We start from the raw sequence: 14,897 nt of genomic DNA, 5'->3' as shown, positions 1-14,897 counted from the left end.
TTTCAATTTTGAAAGAGCCTTTTTTTAGATTATTGTTCCAACCACTTTCTAAAATCGGAAGTAGTGGAAGAGCTTGTCATTACTTTATCTTTTCCTCCAGAGAAAGTAATTAGTAGTCTGTTTTTAAAATGACTTTCTATATTTTCTATGGCATCAATGCTTATTATTTCACTCCTGTTAATTTTGAAAAACTTGTTTGGGTTTAACTGTTTGAATATTGTACCCAAATTCATAGAAATTGTATGACGTTTCCCAGAGTTTTCAGTGGCAATACAAAAATCACCTGAAGCTTCGATTAAACTTATATCGCTAACATTCAAAAGTTGGATCCCATTAGTTTTTTTAATAACGAATCTCTTTTTAAAGCTAATATTTTCACTTTGTAGAGCCGATTTTAGATTATGAATTGTTTTTTTATTGATCTTATGATAGGTGCCTTTATTGAATAGCGACTGGTATTTTTCAATGGCCTTAGTGAAGTCAGATTTCGTGTAAGGTTTTAAAATATAGGCAATTCCATTGGTGTCAAAAGCCTTTAGCAGGTAATTATCATGTGCTGAACAAAATATGATTGGGCAATTTGTAGGAATTTCATCAAATAAGTCAAAAGAGATTCCATCTAACAATTGAATATCCGATAAAATAAAATCATACCCGTTATTCATTAGAAATTCTTTACCATCATTTATTGATCGAGACCAGTCATGATCATAGGAATCACCCATAAAGAAATCATCAAGATATGATGTTAGTTTTTTATATGCTGGAATTTCATCTTCAAGAATCAATATCTTCATCTTCTTTGGATTATCTTGGTTATATTGAGTTTAATTTCATTTTCATAAATCTTTCTAAGAATTTATTTTTTCATAAAATTTAATTGGTCAATTTAATCAATGGAACAGTAACCTTAAATTCTTTTTCTGTATTTATTATCAATATTTCCTTATTAGAAAGGTGACTATATCTTATTTTTAAATTGTCAAGTCCAGTTCCAAATGAAATATGACCGGGTTTAAGATCTGATTTTGTATTAACAATGCTCAAAACTTTATCGTCAATTTTTATGGTGGCATAAATGGGAGTTTTGTTCGGTTTATTATGTTTCACTACATTTTCCAATAAGGTTTGAATGGCGCCTGTAGGAAGGAAGGAATCAGTTGTATCAGTACCTTCACTATTTACATTGAATACATAATCATTCTCAAACCGGGTTTTGATAAGAAAAATATAGTTCTCGGCAAAATTGAGTTCTTCAGAGAGTTCCATTACCTCACTATCTTTGGTTTGAATTAGGTAACGATATATTAAAGAAAGGCGGTTAATATACTCCTTTGCCTTTTCAGGATCTATATCGATCAATGAATCTAAGGTATTTAAGTTGTTAAACAAAAAATGAGGATCTATTTGAGACCTTAATAATTTTAACTCATTCTCTTTTTGTTGTTTTTCTATTAATAAAAGGTTGTTTTGTCCTTCATAAAACTTTTTAGTTAATAATAGTGCAAAAGGAAAAGCAACTTGTCTTGAACCGATATCTAACATTTTTAAGATAAAATCGAAACCAGTAGGAAAGCGTTTCCAGTCATTATTTCCAGACCAAAAACCCAAAGTATAATCGATACCAGTGAACACAATGAGGATCAAAATTCCAACAAAAGCAAAGAAAACATAGTTTTTCTCTTTTACAATTTTCGGAATTAGCCAGAAAACGAAAAGAAAAATAGTACTACATATAGAGAAGGTCTCGATAGGGAAATCGATTAGGTATTCTCTGATCAAAGCATCTCTATCAATATAGTCTTGTATTTGAATTATGTACGAAACAACAAAGTATACGATGAGAATATAAAGATCAGATCGATTAAGTTTAGTGTTCATTACTTACAGTTGTTTTGGTGAATAATATAAGGTAAAAGCCAATAGCGTAAATAAGATAAGCGTATATTAATCTATTTGGAATAAATCTCATAAAAAACACAATTAATGTAGCCAAAAAAATAAGTGCGGTTCCAATTTTGTTCTTCTTGAAAAATGGAATGCTGAGCAGCAGTAATCCTACATTTAAAAAGTTAGGGCCAGTGGTAATAAATGGCTTCCATATAGAAGGATATTTCGAAAGGTGTGTCGCAAATTTAACTCGCACATCTTGATTGGGTTGACTCCACCATACAAAATCTAAAATGCACATACCTATAATACAAACTATTCCAATTAAAACAATTGGTATTCCAAGCTTTACGAAGAGTTTCTCTGGAAAAGAAAATAATTGAGGAATCAGAAATACAACACCCAGTAGCAAAAGCCAATGCGCAAAATCTATTGGTTTTTGCGCATATACAAATTCAAGACCGTTTGATAATAAAATCTGACCGATACATTCAAATAGTAAACCTACTATAAATAGTACTCTATAAGTCATGATGTTTAGTTGTTATTTTCAATTCTGTTTTCCTCATCTCTTGAAGAGTTTCTTTTCGATTTCTTTTTGCCAAACTTCGAACCAAAACTATAGCTTACTCTTAATTGTATGTTTTGTCTTGAACCATTACTTTCAACATTAGCTGTACCATTTCCATAATCAATATTACCAACAAAACCTCTATTTAACATTTTATTAAATCCTAAATTTACCTTTAGTTTGTTGTCAAGGAATTTTTTACCCAGTGAAAAATCCAATCCAGCTAACCAATCTACTTCAATTTGTCCTTCTAAAGCTCCTGTTCCATAATTTCCACTTACTTCTAAGTTGACATCCCAAGGTAATTTATAGTTTGCTTGAAGGAACCAGATTAAGTTCCATTTTGATAAGTTTACATCATGACTTGCTGAGGTAAAACTATTTCTATTTACAATGAATCCCGTAAAGCCATCTAGTTTTTTTATGAAATTAAGAGGGCCGAATAATCTGAAATTCCAATTTTCGAAATTTTCAACATTAACAGCTTGCTGTCTAATTTGAGCAGTTTCATTATTCTGTTTAATTAAGTCGAAAATTTCATCATTTGTTCTGCTGTATCCAACTGTAAAGAAAGGTTGTCCTTCATAGGTTAAATTAAACTGATAGTTGTTAGTGAAAGCAGGTCTTAACCTAGGGTTTCCTTCACTTGCAGAAAAAGGATCTAAGAATTCTTGGAATGAGTTTAAGCTACCATAAGAAGGTCTTTCAATTCTATAACTATAAGAAAGACTAGCTCCAATGGCTTCTGTAATTTTTCTACTAATAGAGGCGCTTGGAAATAACTTACTAATAGGTCTTTTGTTTATTTCAGTTGTCATTACTCCATTTTTTAAGAAAATAGAAGTACCATCGGTTTTACTGTCTTCATAACGTAGACCTCCTGAGAAAGACCATTTACCAAAGTTAGCGTTAAGTTTAGTATATAAGGCAAAAATGGTTTCATCTATTAAAAAGCGACTACTGGTTTCTGGATCTAATACAAAACCAGTACCAGATTCATTTTCTTCAAATGATTGTAAATCATTATCTGTATTTACATCAGCAAACTTACTTCCGAAGCTCAATTTAAGATCATCTGAAAGATTTCTTGAGTAATCTAATCGATATGTTTTGATATTGTATTTTCCATCTTGTAAATATCTTCGGTCTGTAAAATCAACTGTACTTCCCATAACATCAGATAAAGTGTTTGTATCGTCATTAACATAATCGATATAATTAAAGTCAATTAATAATCTGTCTTTGTCTGTCTTATATTCGTAATAAGGGTTGATATTGAAATCTACTCGATCTCTATCAAAAGTGTTTTCCGAAAGTAAAATGTTTGAGTTGTTAGAGTCCGAAATAACAGTTCTACTTGTTGCAATTCGATCAGATTGACGACTGTTCCAACGTCCTCCAATTCCAATAGAATGATGTTTACTTAGGTAGTAGTCTAAACTACCACCAATATTTAAGTTTACCGGATCGTATGGCTCTCTTGTAACCTGATCGTACGTTTCATCTCCAACTGTTCTTACGAGGAAAAGATCATCTCTCCAAGTTGGTCTTGAATGACCAATACTCGCTTGCCAGTTTAATTTATTTTTGTAGCTGGCAATAGAAGCTCTAGTACCATACTCAAAGCCTTCATCTTCACCGACCCAAACCATAGCACTTCCATGAGTACCTAATTTTACATTCTTTTTAAGAATTATATTAATTACGGCTCCAGTACCAGAAGCATCATATTCAGCTCCAGGTTGTTCAACAACTTCGACTTTAGCAATATTATCAGCAGGAAAATCACGTAGTAAAGTTTCAACATCCATGTATTCCGTTGTTTTGCCGTTAATTAATATGCGAACACCACTTTTACCAGCAACACTTATTCCGTTGTTGGTTACTAATATTCCTGGAACTTTTCTCATTACATCTTGCAAACTGGAATTAATCATTTCCGTTTTTTCAAGATCTACCACTAGCTTTTCAGCGGTTTGTTTTATCACTGGACGTCTAGCAGTTATTTCTACTTCACTTAAGGCCTGATTTTCCTCTTGTATTGTAAAGTTCAAGGTTTTATTACTCTCTAAGTAGAAATTATCTGATTTTTTAACCTTGAAACCAAGTACAGATATTTCTAGTTGATACATTCCTTTTTGAATTTTTGAGAACCTGAATTTACCTTGATCGTCAGTAATTTCACCTTTTGGGGTTTTGCCTTTTTCTTGTTGAAAATGTAAGATGACATTGGCAAAGGGAATAGGAGTGTCGTTTTCATCGGTTACTGTCCCCTCTACAGTATATTGACCGTATGATTTAAAAACTCCAATAAAAATAATAATGATAGTAGCTAAATATTTCATTTTTGAGCAATTGATGGATTGTGGAAACAAATTTGCAGGAGAATCAATGTTTTTTAAAGTCAATTCTGCCGAACAAGGTTTTTTTTCCGTTTAATGATTAGTTTTCTCTGTTCAGTTTGTGAAAATAAAAAAAGGCTTGTAATTAATACAAGCCTCCTACATTATTATATAGTTGTGATTTTAATCTCTATTAGCAGCCATCAATTTCATCACCCAATAAGCCAACATGGCAAGAGAGCCTAATGCAGCTACTAAATATGTTCTGGCGGCCCATTTTAGAGCATCTTTTGAACCAGCATATTCTTCTCGTGTTACAATATGTTTGTTTTCCAACCAAGCTAAAGCTCTATTACTCGCATCGTATTCAACTGGTAAGGTTACAAAGCTAAATAAAGTTCCTATGGCCATTAATGCTACCCCAGCTGCTAATACCCAATACCCCATACTTGAGGTTGCTCCTAGAACAAGTCCACCCAAAACAAGATATTGAGAAAACTTTGAAGAGATGCTAACCATCGGAACTAGGTTAGATCGCATTTCAAGCCATTTATAAGCTCTGGCATGTTGAACAGCATGCCCAACTTCATGCGCGGCAACTGCGGCTGCGGCTGCGTTTCGTTGATTGTATACCCCTTCGCTTAGGTTAACTGTTTTGTTTCTTGGGTTATAGTGATCCGTTAGCATTCCTGGAGTTGAAATAACCTTAACATCATAAATTCCGTGATCTTGCAACATTTTTTCTGCAATTTCAGCTCCGCTCATTCCATTTCTTAAGCTTACTCTCGAATATTTTTTAAATTTTCTTTTTAGTGTATTGCTTACTATCCAGCTAACTATAGTAATAATTCCTATAATTAAATAATACTGCATTCCCATATTTTCGATTTTTCTAGTTTAAATTCTGATTAAGTTAATAAATTTACCGCACAAATTATTCCATATTATAATAACTAATAATAATATGTCAAAATGACAAAAAAACCAAATATTCTCATCGTTTATACTGGAGGAACCATTGGAATGGTTAAGGATTATGAAACTGGAGCTTTAAGAGCCTTTGATTTTAGTCAAATATCGAATAAAATTCCAGAGTTGCAACAATTAAATTGCACGATTGAAACAATTTCATTTGAAGAACCTATTGATTCTTCTAATATGAACATAGACTATTATGTTGATATTGCAGAAATAATAGCTAGGAACTATAATGAGTTTGATGGGTTTGTTGTGTTAACAGGTTCTGATACAATGTCATATATTTCATCTGCAATTAGTTTTATGTTTGAAAACTTGCAGAAGCCCGTTATTTTCACTGGTTCGCAATTGCCTATTGGAGATTTAAGAACCGATGCTAAAGAAAATCTGATTACTTCTGTACAAATTGCAGCATCTTCTGATGATGGAGAACCAATAATACAAGAAGTTGGTTTGTATTTTGAGTATAAGTTGTATAGAGCTAATAGAACCACAAAAATTAGTGCGGAGCAATTTGAAGCCTTTACCTCTATGAATTATCCCCCTTTGGTTGAGAGCGGTGTCCATTTAAATTTTAACTATCCATTGTTATTAAGATTAAGAGGTGAAGAGAAGGAATTAGTTTTTAGAAAAAAGCTTGATAATAATATAGCTGTTTTAAAGTTATTCCCAGGAATAACTGAAAAGGTAGTAAGAAGTTATTTAGGGATAGAAGGATTAAGAGGATTGATCTTGGAAACCTATGGAGCGGGTAACGCCCCTACAGAAAAATGGTTTTTAGAGGTGTTACAAGAGTTTATTGAAAAAGGTGTATATGTAGTAAATGTAACTCAATGCGCCGGAGGAAGTGTAATATTAGGACATTATGAAACAAGTTCTGGCTTAAAAGAACTAGGAGTAATTGACGGAAAGGATATAACTACAGAAACGGCAGTTGCTAAAATGATGTATTTATTAGGTGAAAATTTAACGAAAGAGCAATTTAAAAGATATTTTGAGTTGCCATTGCGAGGAGAGATTCGTGAATAAGTGGAAAAAATGTTAATTACTATTCCTTAAACACTTGATGATCTTGAAATAACGGGAATATTCCATTGTTAATAGATAAAATATCTATTTTTTTTTTAAGAACCAACATTTTTTTGTTACTTGCCACTCTGAAAATAAAAAATGCAATAAGTAGGCGTAAAACCTATACTTATTCTTTAATTTTTATTAGAATCATAGTAAAATTTGTATTTTTAACCCGTTAACTATTTAAAATTAATTATAACAAAATGAAAAAAGTAGTAAATATCCTAACTATCGCAGGATTTATGTTCTTAGGAGCTATTCAGTCGACTTATGCTCAAGATGCAGCAGTGGAGAAAACTTTTCACCAAGAGTTAAAACAACGTTTTATTGAAGGAGGTCCTGGGTTTATGGGGATTGTATTAGTAGCTTTAATCTTAGGATTAGCTATCGCTATAGAAAGAATCATTTACTTAAACATGGCTACTACTAATACTAAGAAGTTAGTTGCTAGTGTAGATGAGGCTTTAAGCTCTGGTGGTGTTGAAGCTGCTAAAGAAGTTTGTAGAAACACAAAAGGTCCTGTTGCTTCTATTTTTTATCAAGGTTTAGAAAGAGCTGATGAAGGATTAGATGCTGCTGAAAAAGCTGTAGTTGGATATGGTGGAGTTCAAATGGGATTATTAGAAAAAAATATTTCTTGGTTATCTTTATTTATTGCATTAGCACCGATGCTTGGGTTCATGGGAACGGTTATTGGTATGATTGGTGCATTCGACTCTATCGCAGTAGCAAATGATATTTCTCCAGCGGTTGTAGCAGTAGGTATTAAGGTAGCACTTTTAACAACAGTATTTGGTCTTGTTGTTGCAATTATCTTACAGATCTTCTATAATTATATCGTATCAAAAGTAGATAGTATTGTAAACACTATGGAAGATGCTTCTATCTCTTTAATCGATTTATTAGCTAAGTATAAAAAGTAGTCGTCAATTATGAATAGTAAAATTTTAAAAATTATAGTTGCTGTTTTATCAGTAATCGGTCTTATACTTTTCTTTAGAGTAGCAGGTATCGATAAAGAAGATACGACAGCGCTTTCGGATGCGGTTTCACCGTTAGTAACCTATTCAGTGGGCTTACTTATTTTAGCGGTTGCTGCTGCAATAATAGCTTCTTTATTGGGGATAATGAAGAATCCAGCTGCTTTAAAGAAAACATTATTAGGAGTTGCGGCTTTAGTAGTAGCTCTTGTAATATCATACATCTTAGCTTCTGATGCAGCTGTATTAGATGCAAACAGTTCTGTTATTGCTGAAGCTGGTTCTGATGTTTCGAAGTATACAAGTACAGGTATATGGATTAGCTTAATCTTATTGGTTATAGGTGGAGCTTTTTTCGTATACGACTTAATAAAAGGTTTAATTAAATCGTAAATAATTATGGCAAGAAGAGAAACCCCGGAAATTAATGCAGGTTCTATGGCAGATATTGCCTTCTTGCTACTTATCTTTTTCCTGGTAACTACAACTATGGATGTTGACTCAGGAGTTTCAAAGAAATTAGCTGAGAAAACACCACCAGATGTTGAATTACCTAAAATTAAGGAAAGAAACATTTTTCAAGTTCTAATTAATCGTAACAATCAACTTTTTGTTGAAGATCAGATTATGGAATTAAAGGATTTAAAAGATGCTGCTGTTAAGTTTATTGATAACGGTGGTGGAATTGGAAATCCAGTTGGAGATGCTAAAGAAGGTAAGGAATGTGATTATTGTAAAGGAGAAAGAGATCCAGAATCATCTGATCATCCGAATAAAGCAATTATCGCTGTAGAAAGTGATAGAGCAACGGAATATGGTATGTATGTAACTGTTCAGAACGAACTACTTGCAGCGTATAGAGTATTACGTGATAGATTATGTCAAGAAAAGTATGGAATTAGTTTTACTGAGCTAGAACAAGCTTTTAAAGACAGTCAGAGAAAGGATGATGATTTGAGAGTGAAACTTGAAGTAATAAAGAAGAGTTATCCTCAGATTATTACTGATGTGGATCCAGCAGGTGGTCAATAATAATTAAAACAACAATTATGTCTAAGTTCAAAAAGAAGAAAAAAGGATTACCGGCTTTATCGACTGCGTCTTTACCAGACATTGTTTTTATGTTATTATTCTTCTTCATGGTAACTACTAAAATGAGAGAAACTAGTTTATTAGTTGATACTCCGAGATTACCAAGTGCTACAGAAGTTAAGAAACTTGAGAATAAAAGTTTGGTGAGTACCATTTATGTAGGGAAAGCGAAAGATTCTAAATATGGAGGAGGATACGAAAGTATTCAGTTAAATGATAAGATAGCAACCGCAGATGATGTTCCTGCTTTTATTTTAAAGGCTAGGGAGGAAATTGCTGAAAAGGAGCATCCATTCATGACTACCTCATTAAAAGCAGATAAAGAATCTAGTGTTGGAACCTTAGCGGATATCCGTGAGAAATTAAGAGACGTAAATGCTCTTAAATTAAGTTTGTCGACACATAAAGGTGACGCTATTAAGAAATAGTTAATAGTATACAATAAGTATAAAAAAGTGTAGTCATTATTTGATTGCACTTTTTTTGTTTTCAACACCTTTCGTTTTTGAGATCTCAATATTCACTGAGCATCTCAGCTGTAGTATGGCATATTTTTTGTTACATATTAAAAAAATGTTTAATTAAATTGTTATCGCTATGGCAAAAAGAGAAATCCCTGAGATCAATGCAGGCTCTATGGCAGATATTGCCTTTTTACTACTTATTTTCTTTCTTGTAACTACTACTATGGAAGTCGATTCTGGAATCTCCAAAAAACTCGCTGAGAAAACTACATCTATTCCAGAAATAACAATAAAAGAACGGAACATCTTTGAAGTAAGTCTAAACCATAAAAACGAACTGTTTGTGGATGGAAAGATTATGGAAATAGAAGATTTAAAGGAGGCTGCTATCAAGTTTATAGATAACGGTGGAGGTACTGGAAACCCTATTGACGATGAAAGTGAAGGTAAGAGACGTGATTATTGCATGGGAGAAAAGAATCCAGAGTCATCTGATCATCCAAATAGAGCGGTTATTATGGTTGAGAGCGACAGAGCCACTGAGTATGGAACCTATGTAAAGGTTCAAAACGAGTTACTGTCTGCTTATAAAGTATTGCGTAATAGATTTGCACAAGAGAAGTATGGGGTGAGTTTTACTGAGTTGGAACAGGCTTTTAAGGATAGTCGAAGAAAAGACGATGGGTTGAGGAAAAAGATTGAAACTATTAAAAGAAGTTACCCTCAGATACTCACAGATGTGAATCCAACGAATATTCAATGATTATGTCTAAATATGGAAAAGGATACGACAACATTCAATTGAATGATAAAATTTCAACGGCTGATGATGTTGCTCATTTTATTTTGAAAAGAATTAATAATATACCCGATTCAGAAAGGCCGTTTATGACCACTTCGTTAAAAGCAGATAAGGAATCAACTGTTGGTACTATGGCTGACATTCGAGAGAAACTGAGAGAAGTGAATGCGCTCAAATTAAATTTGTCAGCGCATCGAGGAGATGTAATAAAAAAATAATGTTATAATGAATTAACTTAAAAAGTGCAATTGAATAACGATTGTACTTTTTTTGTTATTATAGAGTTATATTTACGATCGATAATGTATCCTATAAATCTAGATGTGTTAATAATGAATAAGATATTAAATTTAATTGCTCTATTTCTATGTGTTGTTAGTGTGTATGCACAGAAGGATTCTTTACAGTTGGGGGATAAGTATTTAGAGGATCAGTTATATCTTGATTTTACTTACAATGTACTTAGGAAACAACCGAAAGACGTTGCGGCGAGTAGTTTTTCCTACGGTATTTCAGCTGGATATATTCGTGATATTCCATTAGTGAAAAGTGGTAGGATGGCTTTTGGCTTAGGGCTTGGATATGGTTATGATTCCTATAGCCATGGTTTAAAGGTAGCTGAAAATGATTCTGGATATACTTTTGAAATAACTTCATTAACAGATAATAAACTAAGCCTTCATAATCTAGAAATGCCGATACAGTTCCGATTGAGAACATCGGATTCAAAAACGTATTCTTTTTGGAGAGTATATTCTGGGGTAAAACTAAGCTATAACCTAAGTAATAGACTTACATATCAAAGTAACAATGAACCAATACCCATTAGAAATGTAGATTTTTACAATAAGTTTCAGGTTGGGGCTACACTTTCCGCTGGATACGGAACTTTTAATTTTCATCTGTATTATGGGTTAACACCTATTTTCAAATCTTCAGCGGTATTAGATGGAACATCTATAAATACAAGGGTGTTTAAGTTGGGTTTAAGCTTTTATATTTTATAATAAGTAATAGACAGCAAATTGAGAGAGAAACCCGATAAAAAAGCCTGTATACACTTCTTTTGGCGTATGAGCCTTTAAAAATAATCTTGAACTTGCTAGGATACCTGAAAGAAAAATAAAAATAATAACAACATGCATGATGTTGACATTATGTATTTGCTGAAAAATAATAAAGTAACCAACTGCACCTCCCATAGAAAGTAAATGTAAACTTGATTTTAGTTTAGTGAAAAAGAGAATGTAAGTAATAATCAAGCCGAGTACTATTCCATAAAAAAGATAACTAAGATCTTTTACAATTGTCAGTTTTCGAAAAAGTTCTGCAAGAAAAAATAACAATGTAATCATAAAAAAAAGAGGAACCTTCCTTTCTTTTATACTAAAGACCTGATAAGATTTAATATATCCCACAGATTTGAGGAATACTAAGAGCAATAAGGGAATTATATATGTTGCAATAAAAACAATGCCAAAAACTGTTAATTGTTGATCTCTATTTAATCTTACGGGCGATAGGATAAAGTAAAGGAATATTCCTATTGTAGGCATTACAATAGGATGCAAAATAGCTGATATAAGTTTGTGAAACTTCATTAGATTTCTTTTCTTAATCGGGCGACAGGAATGTCTAATTGTTCTCTATATTTAGCAACGGTTCGCCTTGCTATTGGATACCCTTTTTCTTTCAATAGTTTTGAAAGTTTCTCATCGGTAAGTGGTTTCTTTTTGTTTTCTTCTAAAATAACAGTCTCTAATATTTTTTTGATTTCCCTTGTTGAAACATCTTCTCCTTGATCATTTTTCATAGATTCTGAAAAGAACTCTTTTATTAGTTTTGTTCCATACGGAGTTGATACATATTTACTATTTGCAACTCTTGAAACCGTTGAAACGTCCATGTTAATTTCATCAGCAATATCCTTAAGAATCATAGGTTTTAACTTTCGTTCATCGCCTGTTAAAAAGTATTCTTGTTGATAATGCATGATTGAATTCATTGTAATTAAAAGAGTTTGTTGACGTTGTTTTATAGCGTCAATAAACCATTTTGCCGCATCTAGTTTCTGTTTGATAAACATTACAGCATCTTTCTGAGCTTTAGTTTTATCTTTTGAATCTTGATACCCTTTTAACATGTTGTTATATTCTCTAGAAACTTTTAACTCAGGAGCGTTACGTGCATTTAGAGTTAGTTCTAAATTCCCTTCAATAATTCTTATAGTAAAGTCAGGAACTATTTGTTCGGCAATTTTGTTATTCCCATCGTAAGAACTTCCTGGTTTAGGATTAAGTTTACTTATTTCAGTAACAACCTCTTTAAGTCCTTCTTCTGTTAAATCAAATTTTTCAAGTAGTTTTTTGTAATGCTTCTTAACAAAATGATCAAAAGAATCTTCTAGGATTTTTATAGCAAGTGTTCTGCATTCTTTTTCGGGTTTTGCTTTTAACTGAATGACTAAACAATCTTTCAGGTTTAAAGCACCCACACCAATCGGGTCTAATTTTTGAACGACCTTCGTTAAAATTTCAATAACCTTTTCTTCAGTTGTAAATATATTCTGAGTAAAGGCAAGATCATCTACCAAGTCAATTATTTCACGTCTTATATATCCACTGTCATCAATACTTCCAACTAAAAATTCAGCAATAGCACGCTCGTTATCGTCCATTCTGAAAGTATTCAATTGGTTTTTTAATGATTGGTGAAAAGAAGTTCCTGCAGCATATGGAACTTGTTTATCATCATCGTCTGAAGAGTAATTATTGGCTTGTGTTTTATAGCTTGGGTATTCATCATCACTTAAATACTCATCTATATTAATATCGTCGGCATCTATCTTTTCATTTCCTGCATCATCATAATCCGAGTCATTTGAATAAGTGTCTTCAAAGTTGTCATTTTCTTCTTTTCCTGTATCCAAAGCAGGGTTTTCTTCGATTTCCTGTTTCAAGCGCTCTTCAAAGGCTTGAGTGGGTAATTGAATGAGTTTCATCAGCTGAATTTGCTGAGGAGATAGCTTTTGTAGTAATTTTTGATGTAAACTTTGTTTTAACATAGTTACAAATATATGAATTCAATAAAAAAAAATCGCCACTCTGGGAAGAATGACGATCGTAATTATTGAGTTTTATGATTTTTTTAGAACTCGGCGTTTTGAGGTGTTCTTGGGAAAGGAATTACATCTCTAATATTACTCATACCTGTAGTGAATAATACTAAACGTTCAAACCCTAAACCAAATCCTGAGTGGACAGCTGTACCAAACTTTCTAGTATCTAGATACCACCACATTTCTTCTTCCTCAATATCCAGTTCTGCCATTTTTTGTTTTAAAACGTCCAAGCGTTCTTCTCTTTGAGAACCTCCAACCATTTCTCCAATACCAGGGAATAAAACATCCATCGCACGAACAGTTTTCCCGTCTTCATTTAAACGCATGTAAAATGCTTTAATATTTGCAGGATAATCAAATAATATCACTGGACATTTAAAATGCTTTTCAACTAAATAACGCTCATGCTCCGATTGTAGGTCGGCCCCCCATTCATTAATAGGGAATTGGAATTTCTTCTTTTTATTAGGTTTTGAATTCCTTAAGATGTCAATAGCCTCTGTATATGAAACTCTTTTAAAGTTATTGTCAACAACAAAATGAAGCTTCTCAAGTAAAGTCATATCACTTCTTTCTGCTTGAGGTTTCGTTTTTTCTTCATTTGCTAAGCGATCATTTAAAAAGTTTAAATCATCTTGACAGTTATCTAAAACGTATTTTAAGACATACTTAATAAAGTCTTCAGATAAATCCATGTTTGCATCTAAATCGTTAAATGCTACCTCTGGTTCTATCATCCAGAACTCAGCTAAATGCCTAGTTGTATTTGAGTTTTCTGCTCTAAACGTTGGACCGAAAGTGTATACTTTACCCAAGGCCATCGCATAGGTTTCCGCTTCCAATTGTCCAGAAACCGTTAAGTTGGTTTCTTTACCAAAAAAGTCTTGACTATAATCTACATTACCATTTTCATCTAAAGGAGCTTTGTTGGTTTCAAAGTTTGTTACTTTGAACATTTCTCCGGCGCCTTCCGCATCAGATCCTGTTATAATAGGAGTATTTACATAGTAAAATCCGTTTTGTTGGAAGTACTGATGAACTGCGAAAGATAGCGTAGAACGCACTCTCATAATTGCACTGAACGTATTTGTTCTAACTCTTAAGTGTGCCTGCTGTCTTAAGAACTCTAAAGAATGTCTCTTTGGTTGTAAGATTGTTTTTGAAACTTCATCTGGATCGGCATCTCCTAATATCTCAACATTTGTTACCTGTACTTCTACAGATTGACCTTTACCTTGACTTTCAACTAAAGTTCCATTTACAGAAATAGCAGCGCCAACAGTTATTCTCTTTAAAAGGGCTTCGTCTGTATTCTCAAAATCTACTACACATTGAATATTATTTATGGTAGAGCCGTCATTCAATTGAATAAAACGATTACTTCTAAATGCTCTTACCCAGCCTTTAACATGTACTTCTTGTAAAAATTTTTCTGAAGCTAATAATTCTTTTACGCTACTTCTTTCCATTATTTTCTATATTCTTAATATCAAAATACGCAAAGATACTTTTTTGAACCTAATTGACAAATGAACAGAAGGTTATTTAAAGAAAGGAATTCCTTGCTTTTTCGTTAAAAATGT

Annotated in this window: 16 protein-coding genes; 8 read left to right on the top strand and 8 right to left on the bottom strand. The window is 32.7% G+C overall.

Going from position 1 to position 14,897, the window contains the following annotated elements; all coding sequences use genetic code 11:
• Nucleotides 1–29 precede the first annotated feature (29 nt).
• The 5 genes from ACKTTV_RS07975 to ACKTTV_RS07955 form a co-directional block, all read right to left on the bottom strand.
• A complete protein-coding gene (locus ACKTTV_RS07975) occupies nt 30–797 on the bottom strand; it encodes a LytR/AlgR family response regulator transcription factor (RefSeq protein ID WP_408030301.1) in 768 nt (255 codons plus the stop codon).
• 79 nt (nt 798–876) lie between these two features.
• Nucleotides 877–1,881, bottom strand: a complete 1,005-nt coding sequence (locus tag ACKTTV_RS07970; protein WP_408030300.1) for a sensor histidine kinase — start codon at nt 1,879–1,881, stop codon at nt 877–879.
• Nucleotides 1,871–2,422 carry a hypothetical protein gene (locus ACKTTV_RS07965; protein WP_408030299.1) on the bottom strand — a complete coding sequence of 184 codons (552 nt, stop codon included), beginning with the start codon at nt 2,420–2,422 and terminating at the stop codon, nt 1,871–1,873. The genes ACKTTV_RS07970 and ACKTTV_RS07965 overlap by 11 nt, the downstream gene beginning before the upstream one ends.
• A 5-nt stretch (nt 2,423–2,427) precedes the next feature.
• The gene (locus tag ACKTTV_RS07960; RefSeq protein WP_408030298.1) at nt 2,428–4,806 is read right to left on the bottom strand and encodes an outer membrane beta-barrel protein; all 2,379 of its coding nucleotides are present in this window, start codon (nt 4,804–4,806) and stop codon (nt 2,428–2,430) included.
• Between the two features lie 180 nt (nt 4,807–4,986).
• Entirely contained in the window at nt 4,987–5,676 is a 690-nt protein-coding gene (locus ACKTTV_RS07955; RefSeq protein ID WP_408030392.1) for a zinc metallopeptidase, read from the bottom strand.
• A gap of 99 nt (nt 5,677–5,775) precedes the next feature.
• On the opposite strand from ACKTTV_RS07955, the gene ACKTTV_RS07950 reads away from it, so the two are divergent.
• From ACKTTV_RS07950 to ACKTTV_RS07915, 8 genes are all read left to right on the top strand, one after another.
• Nucleotides 5,776–6,810, top strand: a complete 1,035-nt coding sequence (locus ACKTTV_RS07950; RefSeq protein ID WP_408030297.1) for an asparaginase — start codon at nt 5,776–5,778, stop codon at nt 6,808–6,810.
• A 248-nt stretch (nt 6,811–7,058) separates the two neighbouring features.
• Complete coding sequence (locus tag ACKTTV_RS07945; RefSeq protein ID WP_408030296.1) at nt 7,059–7,778, top strand: MotA/TolQ/ExbB proton channel family protein; 720 nt, start codon at nt 7,059–7,061, stop codon at nt 7,776–7,778.
• A 9-nt stretch (nt 7,779–7,787) separates the two neighbouring features.
• Nucleotides 7,788–8,228 (top strand): hypothetical protein, encoded by a 441-nt coding sequence (locus ACKTTV_RS07940; RefSeq protein WP_408030295.1) that lies wholly within the window; start codon nt 7,788–7,790, stop codon nt 8,226–8,228.
• A gap of 6 nt (nt 8,229–8,234) precedes the next feature.
• Nucleotides 8,235–8,867 carry an ExbD/TolR family protein gene (locus ACKTTV_RS07935; protein ID WP_408030294.1) on the top strand — a complete coding sequence of 211 codons (633 nt, stop codon included), beginning with the start codon at nt 8,235–8,237 and terminating at the stop codon, nt 8,865–8,867.
• 17 nt (nt 8,868–8,884) lie between these two features.
• Entirely contained in the window at nt 8,885–9,355 is a 471-nt protein-coding gene (locus ACKTTV_RS07930; RefSeq protein WP_408030293.1) for an ExbD/TolR family protein, read from the top strand.
• 169 nt (nt 9,356–9,524) lie between these two features.
• Nucleotides 9,525–10,154: an ExbD/TolR family protein gene (locus ACKTTV_RS07925; protein ID WP_408030292.1), complete on the top strand. Its 630-nt coding sequence runs from the start codon at nt 9,525–9,527 to the stop codon at nt 10,152–10,154.
• Nucleotides 10,155–10,156: 2 nt separating this feature from the next.
• The gene (locus ACKTTV_RS07920) at nt 10,157–10,411 is read left to right on the top strand and encodes a hypothetical protein (RefSeq protein WP_408030291.1); all 255 of its coding nucleotides are present in this window, start codon (nt 10,157–10,159) and stop codon (nt 10,409–10,411) included.
• Nucleotides 10,412–10,525: 114 nt separating this feature from the next.
• Nucleotides 10,526–11,200, top strand: a complete 675-nt coding sequence (locus ACKTTV_RS07915; RefSeq protein WP_408030290.1) for a porin family protein — start codon at nt 10,526–10,528, stop codon at nt 11,198–11,200.
• Here ACKTTV_RS07915 and ACKTTV_RS07910 read toward each other — a convergent pair.
• The 3 genes from ACKTTV_RS07910 to asnS form a co-directional block, all read right to left on the bottom strand.
• Nucleotides 11,195–11,794 (bottom strand): hypothetical protein, encoded by a 600-nt coding sequence (locus ACKTTV_RS07910; protein ID WP_408030289.1) that lies wholly within the window; start codon nt 11,792–11,794, stop codon nt 11,195–11,197. The genes ACKTTV_RS07915 and ACKTTV_RS07910 overlap by 6 nt on opposite strands.
• Complete coding sequence (gene rpoN / locus ACKTTV_RS07905) at nt 11,794–13,257, bottom strand: RNA polymerase factor sigma-54 (protein WP_408030288.1); 1,464 nt, start codon at nt 13,255–13,257, stop codon at nt 11,794–11,796. The genes ACKTTV_RS07910 and rpoN overlap by 1 nt, the downstream gene beginning before the upstream one ends.
• Nucleotides 13,258–13,340: 83 nt before the next feature.
• Nucleotides 13,341–14,783 (bottom strand): asparagine--tRNA ligase, encoded by a 1,443-nt coding sequence (asnS, locus tag ACKTTV_RS07900; RefSeq protein ID WP_408030287.1) that lies wholly within the window; start codon nt 14,781–14,783, stop codon nt 13,341–13,343.
• Between the last annotated feature and the right edge of the window lie 114 nt (nt 14,784–14,897).

Origin of the sequence: Tenacibaculum xiamenense, from assembly GCF_964513065.1 — a bacterium.
Classification (GTDB): Bacteria; Bacteroidota; Bacteroidia; order Flavobacteriales; family Flavobacteriaceae; genus Polaribacter; species Polaribacter xiamenense.
Note: the sequence above shows the minus strand (reverse complement) of the source record. Positions and strands in the feature narration are given on the sequence as shown.